The organism is Niallia circulans NBRC 13626 (genome assembly GCF_001591585.1).
Lineage (GTDB): Bacteria > Bacillota > Bacilli > Bacillales > Cytobacillaceae > Niallia > Niallia circulans.
On sequence record NZ_BCVE01000024.1, the window covers coordinates 1 to 17,692 of the forward strand.

Below are 17,692 nucleotides of genomic sequence, written 5' to 3' on the forward strand. Positions count from 1 at the left end.
TGAGAACGGGTGGTTTTCTCTGCGGCTGAAAGCCTTTGTTACTGACCAACCCTAAAGGGCTACTGAAAGGTTCGCCAATTGTACTACTTCTACTGGCCAGACCTCAAAGGCCTTCTCTCCTAATTTTTTCGTTTCTTTTTCTTCACTTCTTCCCCTGTAAATGGATCAATATATTCCATAATCGTTAATTGTTCTGCGACTAGATCATCTTGTATTTGATTACGGATATATTCTTCAATTACCTTCTTGTTTCTTCCTACCGTATCTACATAATATCCTGTACACCAAAATTTTCGATTTCCATACTTATATTTCAGTTGTGCATGTCTATCAAATATCATCAAGCTACTTTTTCCTTTTAGATATCCTACGAATGCTGATACACTTAATTTTGGCGGAATACTCACTAACATATGTACGTGATCCTTACACGCAGTTGCTTCTATTATCTCCACACCTTTCCTCTCACACAAGGTACGTAAGATTTGCCCAATATCTTTCTTTATTTTCCCGTAAATTATTTGTCTTCTATATTTTGGTGCAAATACTATGTGATACTTACAATTCCAAGTTGTGTGTGCTAAACTATTATTGTCTTTTGACATAAGGACTTCCTCCTGGCTATTTATTTTCGGTTGGCGAACCAAAAAATATTTTAGCACCACGAGGAAGTTTTTTTAATACCACGCTGTAAGCTTTTTGGAACCCTAGGCATAGCCCAGGGTTTTCTTTTCTATAAAAAACAATGGCGTTCATTTAAAATGAACGCCATAAAGTCAGGTTTAGGAGAACAAAGAGATTAGGTTTAACTCTCCTTATTTCGGATAAACTAATACTATACTATTCTATTACAATGGAACAATTCCAACTGGGTTAATAGCATTGGATTTCGCTTGATTCCAAGGTCCTTTATGCAATTCGAAATGTAAATGCTGACCAGTAGAATCACCTGTATTACCCATTGTACCGATTTGTTGTCCTTTAGAAACGACATCACCTGCATTTACTAAACGGCTGCCTTCTCTCATATGTGCATACACTGTTGTGTATTGTTGACCATTAATATAATGACTAATAAAAATAACTTGTCCATAACTGCTTGAAGGATATGATCTAATAACTACTCCATCAGCAGCTGCGTATATTGGAACTGTTCCAGTCGCTGCAATATCAACACCTGCATGGAAAGTCCCCCAGCGATGACCTAGCCCTGAAGATAAATATCCTCCACCTGCTGGACGGGTAAAGCTGCCAGATGATACAGAAGTTTTTGGCTTGGATGCAGGAGAATTGCTTCCGCTATTAGATGAAGCAGTTGTTTTTGAAGCTGCTTGAGAAGTAGCTTTTGTATTATTAGCCGCTTGCTTTTGCGCTGCAGCTCTTTCAGCCGCTGCCTTTGCTTCTGCTGCTTTTCGTTGTTTTTCTGCTTCTGCTGCTTGTCTTGCTAATTCAGCTTGTCTTTCCTTCTCTAACTTGATTGCTTTTTCCATCGCCACTTGTTGATCCTTCAATAGCTGTTCTTCCTCTTCTAAAGAGAGCATTTCTGCATGAACATGATTTTCTTCTTTTTCCAATTGAGCCATTAATTTATCTTTTTCTTTTTTCTCTGCGTTCAATTGGGAACTCAGTGATTCAAGATCAGCAAGCATGGTTTCAAGTGCATTTAATTTTGACTTTAGCTCAGCTTTGGATTGTTCCAATAACTTTTTATCTGCTTCTTGTTCTTTAATGATTGTTTGATCAGCTTCTACGATTGTTGCTACTGCACCAACTCTATCAATAAAATCACTGATGCTTTGCGAACCCATTAACACATCTAGGTAATTAACCATACCACCCGTTTGTTGATAAGATCTTGCACGTTCCTTCAATAATTCATTTCTTTTTTCAATTCTTGCTGTTACTTCTTCAATTTGCTTCTCTAATTTTTTTACTTCTTCTTTCGTAGTGGAAATTTGTTCTTTTTTCTCTGTAATTTTGACTTGTGTACTAGAGATAGAAGTATTTATTCTTTTAATCTCTGTTTCTACTGAATCTTGTTTAGAATGGATATCATCTAATTTATTGGATGAATCATCTAGTTTTTTCTTTACGTTACTATGTTTATTTTCAATATTACTTTTTTCCTTATTCAATTCACTGAGTGAACCTTGGGCAGATACTGGTGATGCCGTAATAGATGTATAAGCGATCATACTACTTACACTTAGTGTAGATACAAGTGTTAATTTTGCTAGTTTCTTTTTCATTTAGTACAAGCTCCTCCCCCGTATACCAATCGTAAAGTTGGTAAACCTGATGCTTTCTCTCTTTTTTATTACTTAATCCCCAAGTCTAAACAATAGCCAACAAATCTTTAGAAAACAGCATTTTTTCCAATATAATAGCTTGAAGCACTGTAGTTCTCGCTCTTCAAGCTATTGACCATAAGACTAATTTATTTAACGACAACTACTTTACACTCTTAAAAACTTGCGGATACTCATTACGGAACCCCATATTCCAATCACCGCTCCCATTACTAGAAGTAATCCGGATACTTGGAATACAAATGGAGTATAATCCAGAATTTTAATATAGCTTCCTGCTAATTTTGCAATTAAGAACTGATATGCATAGTAATATATTGCGCTAACTGCAGCTATCGGGATAATCGACCCTAATAGGCCCAGCCACATACCTTCTAAGAAAAATGGCCAGCGGATGAACCAGTTAGTCGCTCCTACTAAACGCATAATTTCAATTTCTTTTCTTCTTGCTACAATTGTAATCTTAATTGTATTAGAGATTAGGAACATCGCTGTAAATAGCAATCCAATAATCAGGACAATTCCTACGTTTCTACTCAAATTAATTGCGCTAAACAACTTTTCAACCGTGCCTTGTCCATACCTTACTTTTGCAACATGTTCAAATTTCTCAATCTTCTTTACTACAGCTAATGTATCCTCCGGATCTTTTGTTTTCACCACAAATACGTCATTCAACGGGTTATCCTGTTCAAAAAGTTTAAAGGCATCCCCATCTTCTCCTAGACTAGTGATTAAGTTGTCCAGTTCTTCTCCTTTAGGTGAGAAGATAACACTACCAACTTCAGGAATCCCCTTAATTTCTTCTTCTAGAGCGCTTTTCTCTTCTTTCGTTGCTGCCACATCAATATGCACTCTGATCTCTACATTTTCTTCAATGGAAGTCGCTACATGATTTAAATTCATCATAATAACGAAAAAAACACCAACAAGAATTAATGTGATCGTTACCGCACTGACAGAGGCAAATGTCATCCAACCATTACGAAGAAGGCTTTTAAAACTTTCTCTTGTATGTCTCGCTACTGTTCTAGCCTTCATAGCCGTATTCACCTCTCGTTTCGTCCCTTACAATTCTGCCGCCCTCAATAGCAATAACACGATGCTTAATCGTGTTAACAATTTCACGATTATGTGTTGCCATTACAATGGTTGTTCCTCTATTATTTATCGTTTCAAAAATATTCATAATATCCCATGACGTTTCGGGATCCAGATTACCTGTAGGTTCATCTGCAATTACCAGTTTAGGAGAATTAACGATCGAGCGTGCAAGCGAAACACGCTGCTGCTCTCCTCCAGATAATTCTGTTGGCAGCATTCTTGCCTTATGCTTTAATCCAACTAGCTCTAAAGTATCCATGACTTTTTTCTTTATATTTTTTGGGTTTTCTTCAATAACTTCTAATGCAAAAGCCACATTTTCAAAAACAGTTAACGTGGGAAGAAGTTTAAAATCTTGAAAGACAACTCCCATGTTTCTTCTTAATAACGGAACTTTCTTATCTTTTAATTTTTCTAAATTAATACCATTTATTCGAATACTTCCTTGTGTGGGCTTTTCCTCACGATACATCATTTTAATGAACGTAGACTTCCCTGCACCACTTGGTCCTACTACATAAACAAATTCACCTTGATTAATCCTAACATTTATTCCATTAGCGGCTATTACACCGTTCGCATACTTCTTCATTACATTTTTCATTTCTATCATCTATTATCACACCTGAATTATTTTTTGTATGGATTATTGAAAAGCGAAGAAGGTATATATAAGTTTGAAAACATAAACGAATCACTGAAGAGTTATGATAGGAGTGATTTGGTTTATGAATTTATCCCCTAGCAATAAGTTTTATTTCTTTCACTTATTCCTTCCACTTTTCCATATGATTCAAAAACCAAAATTCGACAAGTTTCAACCGACTAAAAGTGACAATCTGCAATCTCTGCAGGTTGTTCCTTTTCTTACTTAAATTATTATATCATCATAATACGACAAATTAATGTAAAAAATTATTACATTTTCTTTTCAAACATAACATAAAGTACTATTGATTTCAGCACATACCAGCATTTCCTATTAATATAGTACTACAAATCGACCTATTTCCCCTTTATTTTTGTAATTCTCCTTGATAAATAGTATTATATACCTAAAAATACACATTAATATATCCAGTATTTACATAATGAAGGGATGCTTTTAGGCGGCAAAAAAGTTCATAAAATTAATTTTGTCTGCTTTTATAGGAGCAAAAAGAAAAATTCGACAAAAACAGGTCAGCTTTTTTCCCTTTCTCTGTTAAAATCAACATAAAAAAATATCTTTTTTACTCCAATTCCTATTTCACGAATCAAATCTAAAAAAGATACTCTCATTTACTATTTATTTAAACCCTCTCCCGAGAACCTCTGAAGCGTCTGTTACAACAACAAAAGCTGTTTCATCGATTGATTGTACTAATTGCTTGAGCTTGATAAATTGAGATTGGTCTACGACACACATTAAAACAGGTCTTTCTGAATCTGTATAACCACCATGCGCTGTTAATCTTGTTACGCCACGATCAATCTTATTTAAAATCCCTTCTCTTACTTCTTCTTGCTTATCTGTAATGATTAAAGTCATTTTGGAACTGCCAAAGCCCACTTGAACCAAATCAATGGTTTTGCTCGTTACAAATAGGGCAATTAAAGCATATAAACCTTGTTCAATACTGAAGACGATAGAAGCGGTGATGACGATTACGCCATCGATCAGAGCTACACACTTTCCTAACGAAATGCCTGTATATTTGTTGATAATTTGTGCGGCTAAATCTGTGCCGCCAGTAGATGCTTTGCCTCTAAAAACAATACCAATCCCCAGGCCAATACCGATTCCGCCATATATCGCAGCTAATAAAGGTTCATTGGTCCATGGCTCCAATCCTCTAGAGAGATACACAACAAATGGCAAAAATACGGTACCTATTAATGTTTTCACTCCAAAGTTTCTTCCTAATAATATAACCCCTAACACAAATAATGGAATATTAAAGGCCCACTGTACATAGGCTGGCTCCCACTTGAATACCGCCTTCGTAATAGTGCTTATTCCACTTACACCGCCAGATGCAATATTATTAGGTAATAAAAATAAATTAAAGGATAAAGCGACAATAGCCGACCCTATTAGCACATAAATATATTCGCGCCATTTCATTTTTTTACACCTCTATTTTCTTGTCAGTTTATGTCATATTTACTTGGTGTTCGTATTCGACAATCTTTTTTATGTTAAAAAGTATAATCAAGAATATGACATGGTTTTACTATTCAGCTTATTCTATAGAAAAAATCCACATAAAAAAGAGGAAGCGATGTGCATTTCCCCAGTTTTCTGCTTCTAAAAAACAAAATGATTCTTCCAAGCAGAGAGTATATCATCTATTATTTGAAGTGTAAATGGTGGCAAATTAGCGTGGTAAAGCGATGAAATAATGAAAATCTTCTTCAGAGGGGTTTTGTTATTTGCCGTATTTCTGTATGAAACTAAACAGACCTTTACGAACAGTTTGGATAGAAAAATGGGACCTCACAACAAAAGTACTGCGAGGCCTTTCTTCCAAGCTTATAAAATAAAAATCCAAAAGAGGAAGGCAAGTACAAAACGATAATAGGCAAAGGGTGCAAGTTTAATTTTATTGATCAGTTTCAAAAAGAATTTGATTGCTAATAATGCAACAACAAAAGCAGTGATAAATCCAGTCAAGAAAAGAGGAAGATCCTGTGGGGATAAATAGTTCCAGCTTTCGAATAAGTCTTTTCCTGTTGCTGCTGCCATAATAGGAATGGCCATAATAAATGTAAATTCAGATGCTGCTTTATGGCTCATACCAGCAAGAATTCCGCCAGATAAAGTCGCTCCAGAACGAGAAAATCCTGGTACTAACGCAAAACACTGAAACATTCCAACTGTAAAGGCTTGCTGATACGTAACCTGATCGAGTGTTTCTGCTGTAGGGCTACGGGGCTTCCATTTCTCGGCTACAAGCATCAGTAAGCCGCCAATTATAAGGGTGATCACGACCGTTCCTGACCGAAAAAGCACTTCCTTAATAAAATCATAGAACAGGATGCCACCTACCCCAAACGGGATAATGCCAATTGCGATATGAAAAATACTTAATGTCCCAACATCCTCTTCTGCCTGCCATTTTTTTATTCCAAGAATACTTAAAATTCGTCTCCAAAATACAAATACAACAGCAAGAATGCTTCCTAGTTGAATAATAATCTCAAATGTTTTTGCTTTTTCCCCTGTGAATTCCAGTAAATGTGCTACCAATATAAGATGTCCCGTTGATGAAACAGGTGCAAACTCGGTTAATCCTTCCACTATTCCTAATATAATAGCAATCATAATCTCCATGAAGCTCCTCCTATAAGAAAGGTATGTGTAAAAATGCTTATTAACGCCTGTCCATTTTAATATATTTTTTTAAATTCCTATCTAGAATCAAAAATAAAAAAATGCCTGACTTCTTCTTGATAACGAGAAGTCAGACATTCTTTTACATCACTTTATATAAATAAATATGCCAATTGCTATTTTTGGATTCGAAGTCCTTCATAAAAGTGAGATTAGTTTCTGCTGCATTATTTATCGGAACGGCTGAGAGAATATATTGGCCACCCATCTCTTTCAACGCCTCAACATTTAGTTGTAAATGATTGATTTCTTTATTGGACCGCTTCGAGTATTGATAATTCTTACCCAATTCATCGACGAAAATATAACATCTTCCACCCCAGTCATCATAGTAGGTTCTCAATGCTTTATTTTTATTAAGCTCTGGCTCTATTATTTTCCTGAATTGAAGCTTGTAATCTAGTGGATAAATATTGCTATAAGAATCAAGAGTATACAAGCCATTGTATTGTGCAATATTCGGATGGATGCCGATGCTCACTACTCTATATTGGTCGAGCGGTTTTCCAATATATTTCTTTATGTCAGTAAACTGTTCTGTAGCAAAGTATGCTTTATAGCTTGGTTGATTTTTGTACATGATTTGTTCATTTGTCGGTACTAAAACAAGTAATTGACCAATAATCAGCACATAGACTAACTTTCGGCCCATGTTACGGTACTTCCATAACATTTTTAAGGTAAGAGCAAATAAAACATAAATAATCATTGGGCGCAGATAATGGAAGCGCGCAAAATTGAAGCTTGTTAAAATACCAAACTTCTCTTTTAATGGCTGCCAGCCTTCAAAAAACCAAAAAGCATACCATGTGGATAAGACAATATTCAATAGGTGAAGACCGATGTATAGTTTATTTTCTCGCCACTGTTTTTTCAAAAGAACAAAGAGTAATCCAATTAAAGTCACCGGTAAAATAATAAATTGGTGAATAGTTCTATCTTGATTATGACTGTATACATAATTTTTACCTACAAGCTTTAAGGTTTGTACAAAATTCAACTTTGACTGGTAAAATACATCTCTGTTCGTTAATTCATCGGATATCGGGGCAATCATCGAAACAACAAGACGATAATCGATTGCCAAATAAACCATTGTCATATACAAAATGGCGAAAAATAATGGCCAGTTGCTTTTTTTATTCCGCACGAAGTCATATAGCCAGAACAACCCCAGAGCAGCTAGGAAATAGAAAAAGCCGATCACAAAGGTGGAAAAGAAAGGAAGCAGCGTTAAAACAGCTAGATCTTTCCAGCTTCTTTCCCCCTTATAAATATTCAGCATACTCCATAAAGCAAGAGGCATTCCAAGAATACTAAGCATTCCTGATGGCCAATAAGGTGTTAAGCTAAAGGCAAGCGCCACCCCAATAGTTAGGATATAAGCTTTATTATGCTCTTCTTTCATCACATATTTTTTCAATAATAGATACATGCCAATAAAAGCAACAAAATGTGTTATTGCTTGGCAAAGGCCATAGGCAATAACAGGTGGCAAGAATTGAAATAGAAACACCATTGCATAATACTCTGAATAATAGGTGTCTCTCAAAAATTCCCCATTCATAATTTGTTCCACTGGTGTATGTAATGGCGAGAAGGCAATTCCGTTATCTTTCATCACCTCATACCAGCCCAAATTAGAATCTAGATTATCATGCACACGCATATGTGCATCTTCATTTAACACAAAATAAGGAAGTACCCATACGAAAATAATGGCAATTGCTATATAAAAAAACGTTCTTTCTCTTTTTAGATAATTCATTTGACGCTCCTAGCATTTTGTTGATATCTTTTTGGAAAAACAAAATATTTTTGTCCAGCATAATTTAACAAGGTATAGAAGCCACTTCCAAACAGAACGGCGATTTCATCTGTATAGGAAGCGAAAATGTTCCATTCACCAAGCAGCACTTCAACCAGCACTAACCCAGCTTTATATGCCAGCAGATAAGAGGCTAAAATTACGGCAATAAAGCGAAGTCCACTGCTTCCTAGAGCGGCATTGCTTTTGAATGTAAATCGCTTATTTAAAAAGTAGCTCACACATGCTCCTACAGCATTACCGATAAAAGTTGCGGCCCAATAGTCGAAATGAAAGGCGTTTAAGCATAAATAAATCATCGTTAAACCAATAAAAGTATTCATAAGACCAACTACTAAAAATATAAGAAATGATTTATCCTTCATCTAGATTGTACCTTTGATCTATTTTCTATTTTTTTGCATAGGTTGCTTTCAATAATATAACGTGGCCGCTGCTTCACTTCTTCATAAATTTTTCCTATGTACTCACCGATTAAACCGATACTCATAAGCATTAATCCACCAAGCAGCCAAACAGAAATCATTATAGAAGTCCATCCCGATTCTGTATGCCCCATAAATTTTTGGACGATGGCATATACACCAGCAAATACGCTAATAACAGAAAATAAGAAACCTAGTATGGTAATAAGACGGATTGGCTTGACACTAAAAGAAGTGATTCCATCTAAAGCAAAAGCAATCATCTTACGGAACGGATATTTGGATTCTCCTGCCGCTCGTTCCTTTCGCTCATAATAAACCTTTGTTGATTTAAAGCCTAGTAAAGGGACAATCCCTCTTAAAAATAAGTTAGACTCTTTAAAGCGCAGCATTTCCTCAATCGCTCTTTTACTTAACAATCGGTAGTCAGCATGGTTATAAACAAGGGATAATCCCATTTTCTCCATTAAACGATAAAAGCCCTGGGCAGTATTTCTTTTGAAAAAAGTATCTGTTTCTCTCTTACTTCTTACCCCATAAACTATCTCATTGCCTTTTAAATACTCTATTATGAAATCTCTGATTACACTCGTGTCATCTTGAAGGTCAGCATCGATGCTTATTACACAATCTGAAAACTTCACAGCCTCCTCTAAACCAGCTAATAATGCCCGCTGATGACCAAAATTTCTAGATAGCTTAATTCCACTAACTAACGGGTCAAACAAAGTAGCATTTTCTATTTTCTCCCATGTCGCATCTTTACTGCCATCATCAATAAACAATAATTGGCTTTGTTCACTGATTAAATTTTCTTCCATTAAATCGCGCAAAACAGTACGTAAATTCCCCATTGTCTGCTCAAATACCTCTTCCTCATTGAAACATGGTACTGCAATGGTTAATATTGTTTTTTGCATTTGTACTACCTCTTTTCTTTCCGTTTATTGCTCAAACCAAATATCCCTTTTAAATTATCCCACTTAAGTAAGACGATAAAACTGTAGAATAGTTTCATAAATTGGAAAAAATTATATGAAAAATATGTAAAAAATAGTGAAATGCTAGTGATAACGGATACATTTTCCTGAAATTCCAATAAAAAAGCCAAATTCTAGGATAGATTAGCACACACTAATCTATTCCGAATTTGACTCCATTTATTAGGCATTAATTTTTGAACGAAGATAAGCATTAATAAAGATATCAAGATCACCATCCATAACAGATTGTGTATTCCCGACCTCTGTATTGGTGCGGTGATCTTTCACCATAGAATATGGATGGAAAACATAAGATCGGATTTGGCTTCCCCACCCAATTTCTTTTTGTTCACCGCGGATTTCTGCAAGCTTCTCTTCCTGCTCTTCAATTTTGCGTTGATATAATTTCGCTTTTAACATCTTCATGGCTGTTTCTCTGTTTTTAATTTGGGAACGTTCTGTTTGACAGGAAACAACAACCCCTGTTGGGATATGTGTAATACGTACAGCAGAGTCCGTGGTGTTAATATGCTGACCACCCGCTCCACTTGCACGGTACGTATCAATTTTTAAATCTTCTGTACGAACTTCGATTTCAATTTCATCATTAAACTCAGGCATTACATCACAAGATACAAAGCTTGTATGTCTGCGCCCCGATGAATCAAACGGGGAAATACGAACTAAACGGTGTACCCCTTTTTCTGCTTTTAAGTATCCATAAGCGTTATGGCCTTTAATCGCCAATGTTACACTTTTAATCCCAGCTTCATCCCCTGGCAAATAGTCCAAAGTTTCCACCTTGAAGCCTTTTTTCTCTGCATATCTTGTATACATACGTAAAAGCATACTGCCCCAGTCTTGAGACTCTGTTCCACCAGCTCCTGGATGAAGTTCCAAGATGGCATTGTTTTTATCATATGGTCCACTTAATAATAAATTTAACTCGAACTGACTTAAACGACCGACTAATTCTGTAAGCTCCTCTTCCAACTCCGCACGAAGTTCAGCATCGTCTTCCTCTTTCACCAATTCATATGTTAACTCAAGGTTTTCAAAAGTCTCCACTAATTTATAAAACTCATGAACTTGATCTTTTAATGCATTGCTTTCTGAAATCACGGTCTGAGCAGCCTGCTGATCATTCCAGAAATCAGGATGAAGCATATCATCTTCTAACATAGCAATACGCGCCTCTTTGTTTTCTAAGTCAAAGAGACCCCCTAAAGTTTTCTAGTGTTACATTTATCTTTTCTAACTCATTGCGAATATCTGCTAATTCCATTCATGTCACCCTTTTATATAAATTATAGTTCTAGGTAGTTTACTACTTCCTTTATGTATTATATGGCTTTTTGAAAAAAAATGCATGTTTTCCTGTTAATTTCATGGTGGATAATGATTTTACCGGCGGTGAGAGAGGATTAGTTGCGGTTTTTATTCAATATGCTTGCGGATTCTTCTGCATTACTTGCGACTCTTCTCACTTTATTTGCGACTCCCCAAACTTTTATGACTCTCCTTTTCCCCCTACAAACTTGCTCCGCAAACCAAAGCCAATTAAAAAAACCTATCCTTCCTTAAAAGGAAAGATAGGCTGCTCACGAAATTCTATTATAAATTTGCTCCATGGCAATTTTTATATTTCTTGCCGCTTCCACAGAAGCATGGTGCGTTACGTCCGATATCTAGTTGTTTTACTGCTGGCTTTTTCTTTGGTTTCTTGTCGCCGCCTTCTTCTTTCGGGTTTACTGCTTGGCCTTTTGCCACTTCTTCCCTTTCCAGATTATTGCGGATTTCTGCTTTCATGATATATTTAGCGACATCTTCTTCAATGGCAATAACCATTGCTTCAAACATAGCAAAACCTTCTGATTGATATTCACGAAGCGGATCGATTTGTCCATAGGCACGAAGGTGAATACCTTGGCGTAACTGATCCATTTGGTCGATATGGTCAATCCACTTGCTGTCTACTGCACGGAGCACGATAACTTTTTCAAATTCGCGCATTTGCTCAGGAGAAAGCTTCTCTTCTTTCTCATCATAGCTTTGTAGTACTTTCGCGAAAATAAATTCAACAATTTCATCGCCTTCTTTTCCGCGAAGATCACTTACTTCTACTTCGCCTTCGTTAAGAAGATTTCCATTTACATAATCCACGATCGCCTGTAAATCCCAGCTTTCTCTATCAGCATTATCTGGAGTATGCGCTTGGATATTTCTCTCTAATGATGATTTAATCATATTTTCTACAATAGAGCGCAGATTTTCCGAAGTTAATACTTCGTTACGTTGTGAGTAGATAATCTCACGTTGTTGACGAAGAACATCATCGTATTGCAGCAATTGCTTACGTGAGTCAAAGTTATTTCCTTCAACACGTTTTTGGGCAGATTCTACAGCACGAGAGACCATTTTACTTTGAATTGGCTGAGAATCATCCATGCCTAGTCTTGTCATCATATTTTTCATATTATCGGAGCCAAAACGGCGCATCAATTCATCTTCCATCGAAAGATAGAATTGTGTAACCCCTGGATCTCCTTGACGACCAGAACGACCACGAAGCTGATTATCAATACGTCTACTTTCATGACGCTCTGTACCGATAACGGCTAATCCGCCTAATTCTTTTACACCTTCACCAAGTTTAATATCCGTACCACGACCTGCCATATTCGTTGCGATTGTCACGGAACCTTGTTCTCCGGCAGTTGCAATGATTTCCGCTTCTCTTTCATGGTTTTTCGCGTTCAAGACATTATGTGGAATGCCCTTTTTCGTCAAATATTTAGAAATAATTTCAGACGTTTCAATCGCAACTGTACCGACAAGTACCGGTTGGCCTTTTTTGTGGCGCTCTGCAATGTCCTCCACTACTGCTCTAAATTTCCCATCCATAGAAGCATAGATTAAATCTGCGCGGTCATCACGAACGATCTCACGGTTTGTTGGAATAACAACAACATTCATATTATAAATGTTGCGGAATTCTTCTTCTTCTGTTTTCGCTGTACCAGTCATCCCTGCAAGCTTTTCGTACATACGGAAATAGTTTTGGAATGTGATGGTTGCAAGGGTCATACTTTCATTTTGAATCTCTAAGTTTTCCTTTGCTTCAATTGCTTGATGCAAACCATCGCTGTAGCGGCGACCTTTCATCAGACGACCTGTAAATTGGTCAACAATGACAATTTCACCATCTTGAACCACATAGTCTACATCCTTATGCATACTTGCATGGGCTTTTAACGCTTGGGTAATATGATGATTAATCGCAACATTGGAAACATCAAAGAGGTTTTCAATTTGGAATACACGCTCTGCTTTGGACATTCCTTCTTCTGTTAATTGAACACCCTTTGTTTTTTCATCATACGTATAATCTTTTTCTGGTTTTAAGCTGCTGACAAAAATGTTGGCACGAACGTACAGCTGTGTTGATTTTTGCGCAGAACCGGAAATGATAAGCGGTGTACGTGCTTCATCAATTAAAATAGAATCGACTTCATCGATTACGGCATAATACAATGGTCTTTGTACCTTCTGCTCATTATAAAGAACCATGTTATCACGCAAATAGTCAAAACCAAACTCATTATTTGTTCCATAAGTAATATCTGCATTATACGCAGCTTGCTTATCTTCTCTTGAAAGGCCATTTAAGTTAAGGCCCACGGTTAAACCAAGAAAATTATATAATTGTCCCATTTCTGCCGCATCACGAGTAGCAAGATATTCGTTGACTGTAACAACATGGACCCCTTTGCCAGAGAGAGCATTTAAATATACAGGCATTGTCGCAGTTAACGTTTTACCTTCCCCTGTTTTCATCTCTGAAATATTACCGTCATGAAGGGAGGCTCCCCCCATTAACTGGACAGGATATGGATAAAGTCCAAGCACACGCTTTGCTGCTTCTCGAACAACTGCAAATGCTTCTACCAATAAGTCGTCTAATGTTTCCCCTTTTTGGAATCGTGCCTTGAATTCTTCTGTTTTTCCCTTTAATTGCTCATCCGATAATGCTGCCGTTTCATCTGCAAGCAATTCAATCTTATCCGCAATTTTAGTTAATTTTTTAATATCGCGTTTGTTTTGATCAAATACTTTATTTAAAATTCCAAGCATTAAAAAACGCTCCTTTTTCTATTATAATGAGAAATCGCACTAGTTAAAGGGAAGACTATCTTTTTTTCATTAAAAACAGATGAAAAATATTTGTCTTCTTTGTTAACTTATCCTGTGATTTCATCCTTTAAAATCCATTTTTTGATTATTTATCTATAAGATTGACGTAATACTATATATTATAGAAGAAAAATGATCGCTAAATACCCATTTTTCTTTAAAATGAAACTAGTATCATCTATACATCTTACCATTTCCACAATAGCGTGACAACTTATACCTAGTAAAACAAAGCATTCTATCAAGCAGACGGACACAAAACAAATAAAACGAGAGGCATGAATATTATTCTGCACTCTCGTTTTATTTGTTTTGGCTATCGCCAATTCACTAACAATCTTTTAATAGACCTATTCGATTTTTATCGCTTTTTCCTGTGCTTCAATACATAATGCCGCAGCAGTAAAGGCATGTTCCTGCGTCATCGCATTTTCTGTGCCATTTATGCAATCTAAAATAAATTGACCGAAAAATGGATAGCCTACTTTACCGCTTAATTGATAGTATTTTTCTCCTTCTCCATTTACCAAAAATAAATGGTTCCCCTCCTTGCTGCGTGCTATATCAATATACTTTCGGACTTCAATATAGCCTTCTGTCCCAATAATTGTCACACGGCCATCTCCCCAAGTGCCCAGCCCATCCGGAGTAAACCAATCGACACGGAAATAAAAGGTAGCGCCATTATCTGCCACCAAGGTTGCATCCCCATAATCCTGAAATTCTGGGTATTGCTTATAGTGATAGTTAGCAACCGTACTATGGAGAACTTTTGCACTTTTCGCATTTGCATAATGTAAAAATTGCTCGATTTGATGACTGCCAATATCCGTTAAAATTCCGCCATATTGCTCTGGATCAAAGAACCAGTCAGGTCGGCTATTGACATTAGCACGATGTGGCCCTGTGCCCATTACAGAAATAACCCGGCCAATCGCTCCTTCTTCTATTAATTGACCAGCAAATACGGCACTTTCTACATGTAATCGTTCACTATAATAAATTCCCCATCTTAGACCAGTCTCTGCTACTTTTTGCTTTGCTTGCTCGACTTGAGCCATTGTAGTAAAAGCAGGTTTATCCACAAAATAGTGTTTCCCAGCATCTAATACTCTTAACCCTAGTGGACCACGCTGGACTGGAATATTCGCACTTGCTACAAGCTGAATCGTTTTATCTTGGAGGATTTCCTCTTCTGACGCTGCTGCCCTTGCTTGTGGATAGGTTTGGATAAATTTTTGCACTTTTTCATCATATAGTGATAGGTAAACCTTTGAGGCCATCTCCAGCTTTTCCCCCACTTCACACCGTGCATGAGACTTTCACCTCACACGGCGTTCCATTGAAAATTCCAAAAGAATCGTGTGTTATTTATTATGTATCTAGCATTCTTGGAAATTTCCAACTAGAGCCTATCCCTCCCCCATTTATTATCATGGTTTCATAGGTACTGTGACTCCACTCTCACGAAAGGTTAATCTGTTTTAATAGGTTATGTTATTCCCCTTTATATACAGAACTGCTTCATAAGCAGGTTAATGCCTCCACATCCTTCCGCTTTCCACGTTCCAATTTCTCTATCCTTCCCATATATCCTTAGGTCTCTCCTATGGTCCTGTATGTATAACTTGCCTGTAACAAGCTATGGGCTTTCATAATCCAGATTCTTACTTACCCACCCATACGATCGCAATTTTGCCACCTGCTGCATTTCTACAGCATTTATGTCTAGAACCGTACATTCGGAGATTTGTCAGTATATCCCTATTCATTCTAACCATAGATACTTTATGGACTCCCGGCATATAGGATACACCATCTACCGCTAGACAGCTTTCGTGATTGACAAGGAATGCCCCTTATCAACTTACGGTATCTCTCTGCCGACTTCACCGAGCTTCATACCAATCTATTTAACCATAGAAATGGCATGTCGGAGTATTAGAGTAGGCGTTTCAGAGCGTTACCTCTTCATTCCACCTATCGAGAAATTAGTTCTCCTAAGGTGATTAAAGTACCTTAGTGTCTAACCTTTTCCGTTAGAAACGTGTCGCACCTGGATCATAAACAGCTACTAACGTGCCGCCTGCTTCTATTAATCCATTACACATCCCATAGATATGCCCATGGTCTAAGCCAATCGCAGCAAACAGAAATTCCCCTTCTGCGACTACCTTATTTACTTGACCTTTCGGCGCATAATTCATTCCATCATTTTTATTCACATTTTTCTCCTCCTTCATATTACTCATATTTACCGCCTACCGTAATATCATTATCTTCAAAATTTTCAATGGCTGTTTTCTTTTCGTAAAAATGAATTGCATTTGTCTGTGTACCTTCTCTTGTGTAGAATAAATTATCTTTTGTTAATGGCAGCTTAATGGTTTTCCCTGTACTCGCAGATTCATAGATTGCTGAAATAAGCTCAAGTGTTTGTCTGCCTTGTTCTCCATCTACTAGCACTGCTGTTCCTTGTTCCAACGCTGTTAACACATCATCGATTTGCCCAGGGTGCCCTTCATATGGAATATCATCTAGCTGCTCATAATAGCGCTGAATTTTTTCTTCCAGTTCTATATCCGCTTCTGGAAATCCATTTCCCTTTGATTTAGACGCTTTTACTTTCCATGGTACGGAGACTCTAGCATTTTCCCCTTGAAAAATTAACTGCTGTTCTTCTCCATGATGGATAACAGAGCTTGTTATTTGTGCAAGGCTGCCATCATCATAACGGCAAATAGCAATAGAAATATCCTCAACTTCTGCATTATCGTGGGAGGCATTACTCATCACAGCAGTTACCTCTGTTGGCATTCCATTCATCCATTTAAAAATATCAATATGATGGACTGCATGATTTAAGGTACAACCACCGCCTTCTTTTTCCCAAGTACCTCGCCACCATAAATCATAATAACTATGCCCGCGCCACCAGAAGGAATCAATCTGTGTATGGACAATCGGTCCCATCATTTTCGTATCTAGTACGCTCTTTAACTTCATCATTGGACTTAGAAAACGATTTTGCGAAATAACGGACAATAACTTGTTATTTCTTTCTGCCGCTGCATTCATGGCATCACACTCTTCTAAAGAAGAAGCCATTGGTTTTTCCACCAATACATTTTTTCCAGCATCAAGAAAATCAATGGCAATTTTTGCATGAGTATAAGGCGGCGTACACACCGAAACTAAATCAATGTCTGTTCGCTCCAGCATCATTTGATAGTCTTCGTACACGGTTGCATTCAAATGGAATTCCTCGGCCTGTTTTTTTGCCTTTTCAGGATACAAATCACATAAGGCAACAATCCTACAGCGCTCAGGAAATTGTTGATATGCTTCAATATGAGCAGATGAAATGGCTCCTGAACCGATAATAGCTACGTTTAGCACAAAACCCTCTCCTTTTCCTTAATCTATTTATTCTTGTTAAAAGAGATTTAGAATCGTTAATCTCCTAGAAATAC

13 protein-coding genes and 1 pseudogene are annotated in these 17,692 nt (G+C 37.0%); all 14 read right to left on the reverse strand.

The genetic code is table 11. The features are described from left to right. Nucleotides 1-119 precede the first annotated feature (119 nt). Nucleotides 120-605 (reverse strand): IS200/IS605 family transposase, encoded by a 486-nt coding sequence (tnpA, locus tag BCI01S_RS20735; protein WP_061800923.1) that lies wholly within the window; start codon nt 603-605, stop codon nt 120-122. Between the two features lie 243 nt (nt 606-848). Next, on the reverse strand, nt 849-2,249 hold the full coding sequence (locus BCI01S_RS20740; RefSeq protein ID WP_047943912.1) for a murein hydrolase activator EnvC family protein: 1,401 nt from the start codon (nt 2,247-2,249) through the stop codon (nt 849-851). Nucleotides 2,250-2,456: 207 nt separating this feature from the next. Next, nucleotides 2,457-3,350 (reverse strand): permease-like cell division protein FtsX, encoded by an 894-nt coding sequence (ftsX, locus tag BCI01S_RS20745; protein WP_047943911.1) that lies wholly within the window; start codon nt 3,348-3,350, stop codon nt 2,457-2,459. Beyond that, the gene (gene ftsE, locus BCI01S_RS20750) at nt 3,340-4,026 is read right to left on the reverse strand and encodes a cell division ATP-binding protein FtsE (RefSeq protein WP_047943910.1); all 687 of its coding nucleotides are present in this window, start codon (nt 4,024-4,026) and stop codon (nt 3,340-3,342) included. Before ftsE ends, ftsX begins: the two co-directional genes overlap by 11 nt. Before the next feature lie 675 nt (nt 4,027-4,701). Further along, entirely contained in the window at nt 4,702-5,520 is an 819-nt protein-coding gene (locus tag BCI01S_RS20755; RefSeq protein WP_047943909.1) for a YitT family protein, read from the reverse strand. 408 nt (nt 5,521-5,928) lie between these two features. Then, entirely contained in the window at nt 5,929-6,729 is an 801-nt protein-coding gene (gene bacA / locus BCI01S_RS20760; protein ID WP_061800924.1) for an undecaprenyl-diphosphate phosphatase, read from the reverse strand. Nucleotides 6,730-6,871: 142 nt separating this feature from the next. After that, nucleotides 6,872-8,557: a DUF6044 family protein gene (locus BCI01S_RS20765; protein ID WP_061800925.1), complete on the reverse strand. Its 1,686-nt coding sequence runs from the start codon at nt 8,555-8,557 to the stop codon at nt 6,872-6,874. Continuing rightward, nucleotides 8,554-8,982, reverse strand: coding sequence for a GtrA family protein (locus BCI01S_RS20770; RefSeq protein WP_061800926.1), 429 nt, complete (start codon nt 8,980-8,982; stop codon nt 8,554-8,556). Before BCI01S_RS20770 ends, BCI01S_RS20765 begins: the two co-directional genes overlap by 4 nt. Continuing rightward, the gene (locus BCI01S_RS20775) at nt 8,979-9,962 is read right to left on the reverse strand and encodes a glycosyltransferase family 2 protein (protein ID WP_047943905.1); all 984 of its coding nucleotides are present in this window, start codon (nt 9,960-9,962) and stop codon (nt 8,979-8,981) included. The genes BCI01S_RS20770 and BCI01S_RS20775 overlap by 4 nt, the downstream gene beginning before the upstream one ends. Nucleotides 9,963-10,205: 243 nt before the next feature. Continuing rightward, nucleotides 10,206-11,310 (reverse strand): peptide chain release factor 2 gene (gene prfB / locus BCI01S_RS20780; protein ID WP_123258225.1). Its coding sequence is split into 2 segments (ribosomal slippage): nt 10,206-11,237 and nt 11,239-11,310, totalling 1,104 coding nucleotides; the frame shifts between segments, so codons are not numbered across the junction. 329 nt (nt 11,311-11,639) lie between these two features. Then, complete coding sequence (gene secA, locus BCI01S_RS20785; RefSeq protein WP_047943904.1) at nt 11,640-14,159, reverse strand: preprotein translocase subunit SecA; 2,520 nt, start codon at nt 14,157-14,159, stop codon at nt 11,640-11,642. 410 nt (nt 14,160-14,569) lie between these two features. Continuing rightward, nucleotides 14,570-15,502: a Gfo/Idh/MocA family protein gene (locus tag BCI01S_RS20790; protein ID WP_082138410.1), complete on the reverse strand. Its 933-nt coding sequence runs from the start codon at nt 15,500-15,502 to the stop codon at nt 14,570-14,572. Between the two features lie 774 nt (nt 15,503-16,276). Beyond that, nucleotides 16,277-16,444, reverse strand: a pseudogene (locus BCI01S_RS20795) (Gfo/Idh/MocA family protein); the annotation flags it as partial. 19 nt (nt 16,445-16,463) lie between these two features. Continuing rightward, nucleotides 16,464-17,618: a Gfo/Idh/MocA family protein gene (locus tag BCI01S_RS20800; protein WP_061800927.1), complete on the reverse strand. Its 1,155-nt coding sequence runs from the start codon at nt 17,616-17,618 to the stop codon at nt 16,464-16,466. Nucleotides 17,619-17,692 lie beyond the last annotated feature (74 nt).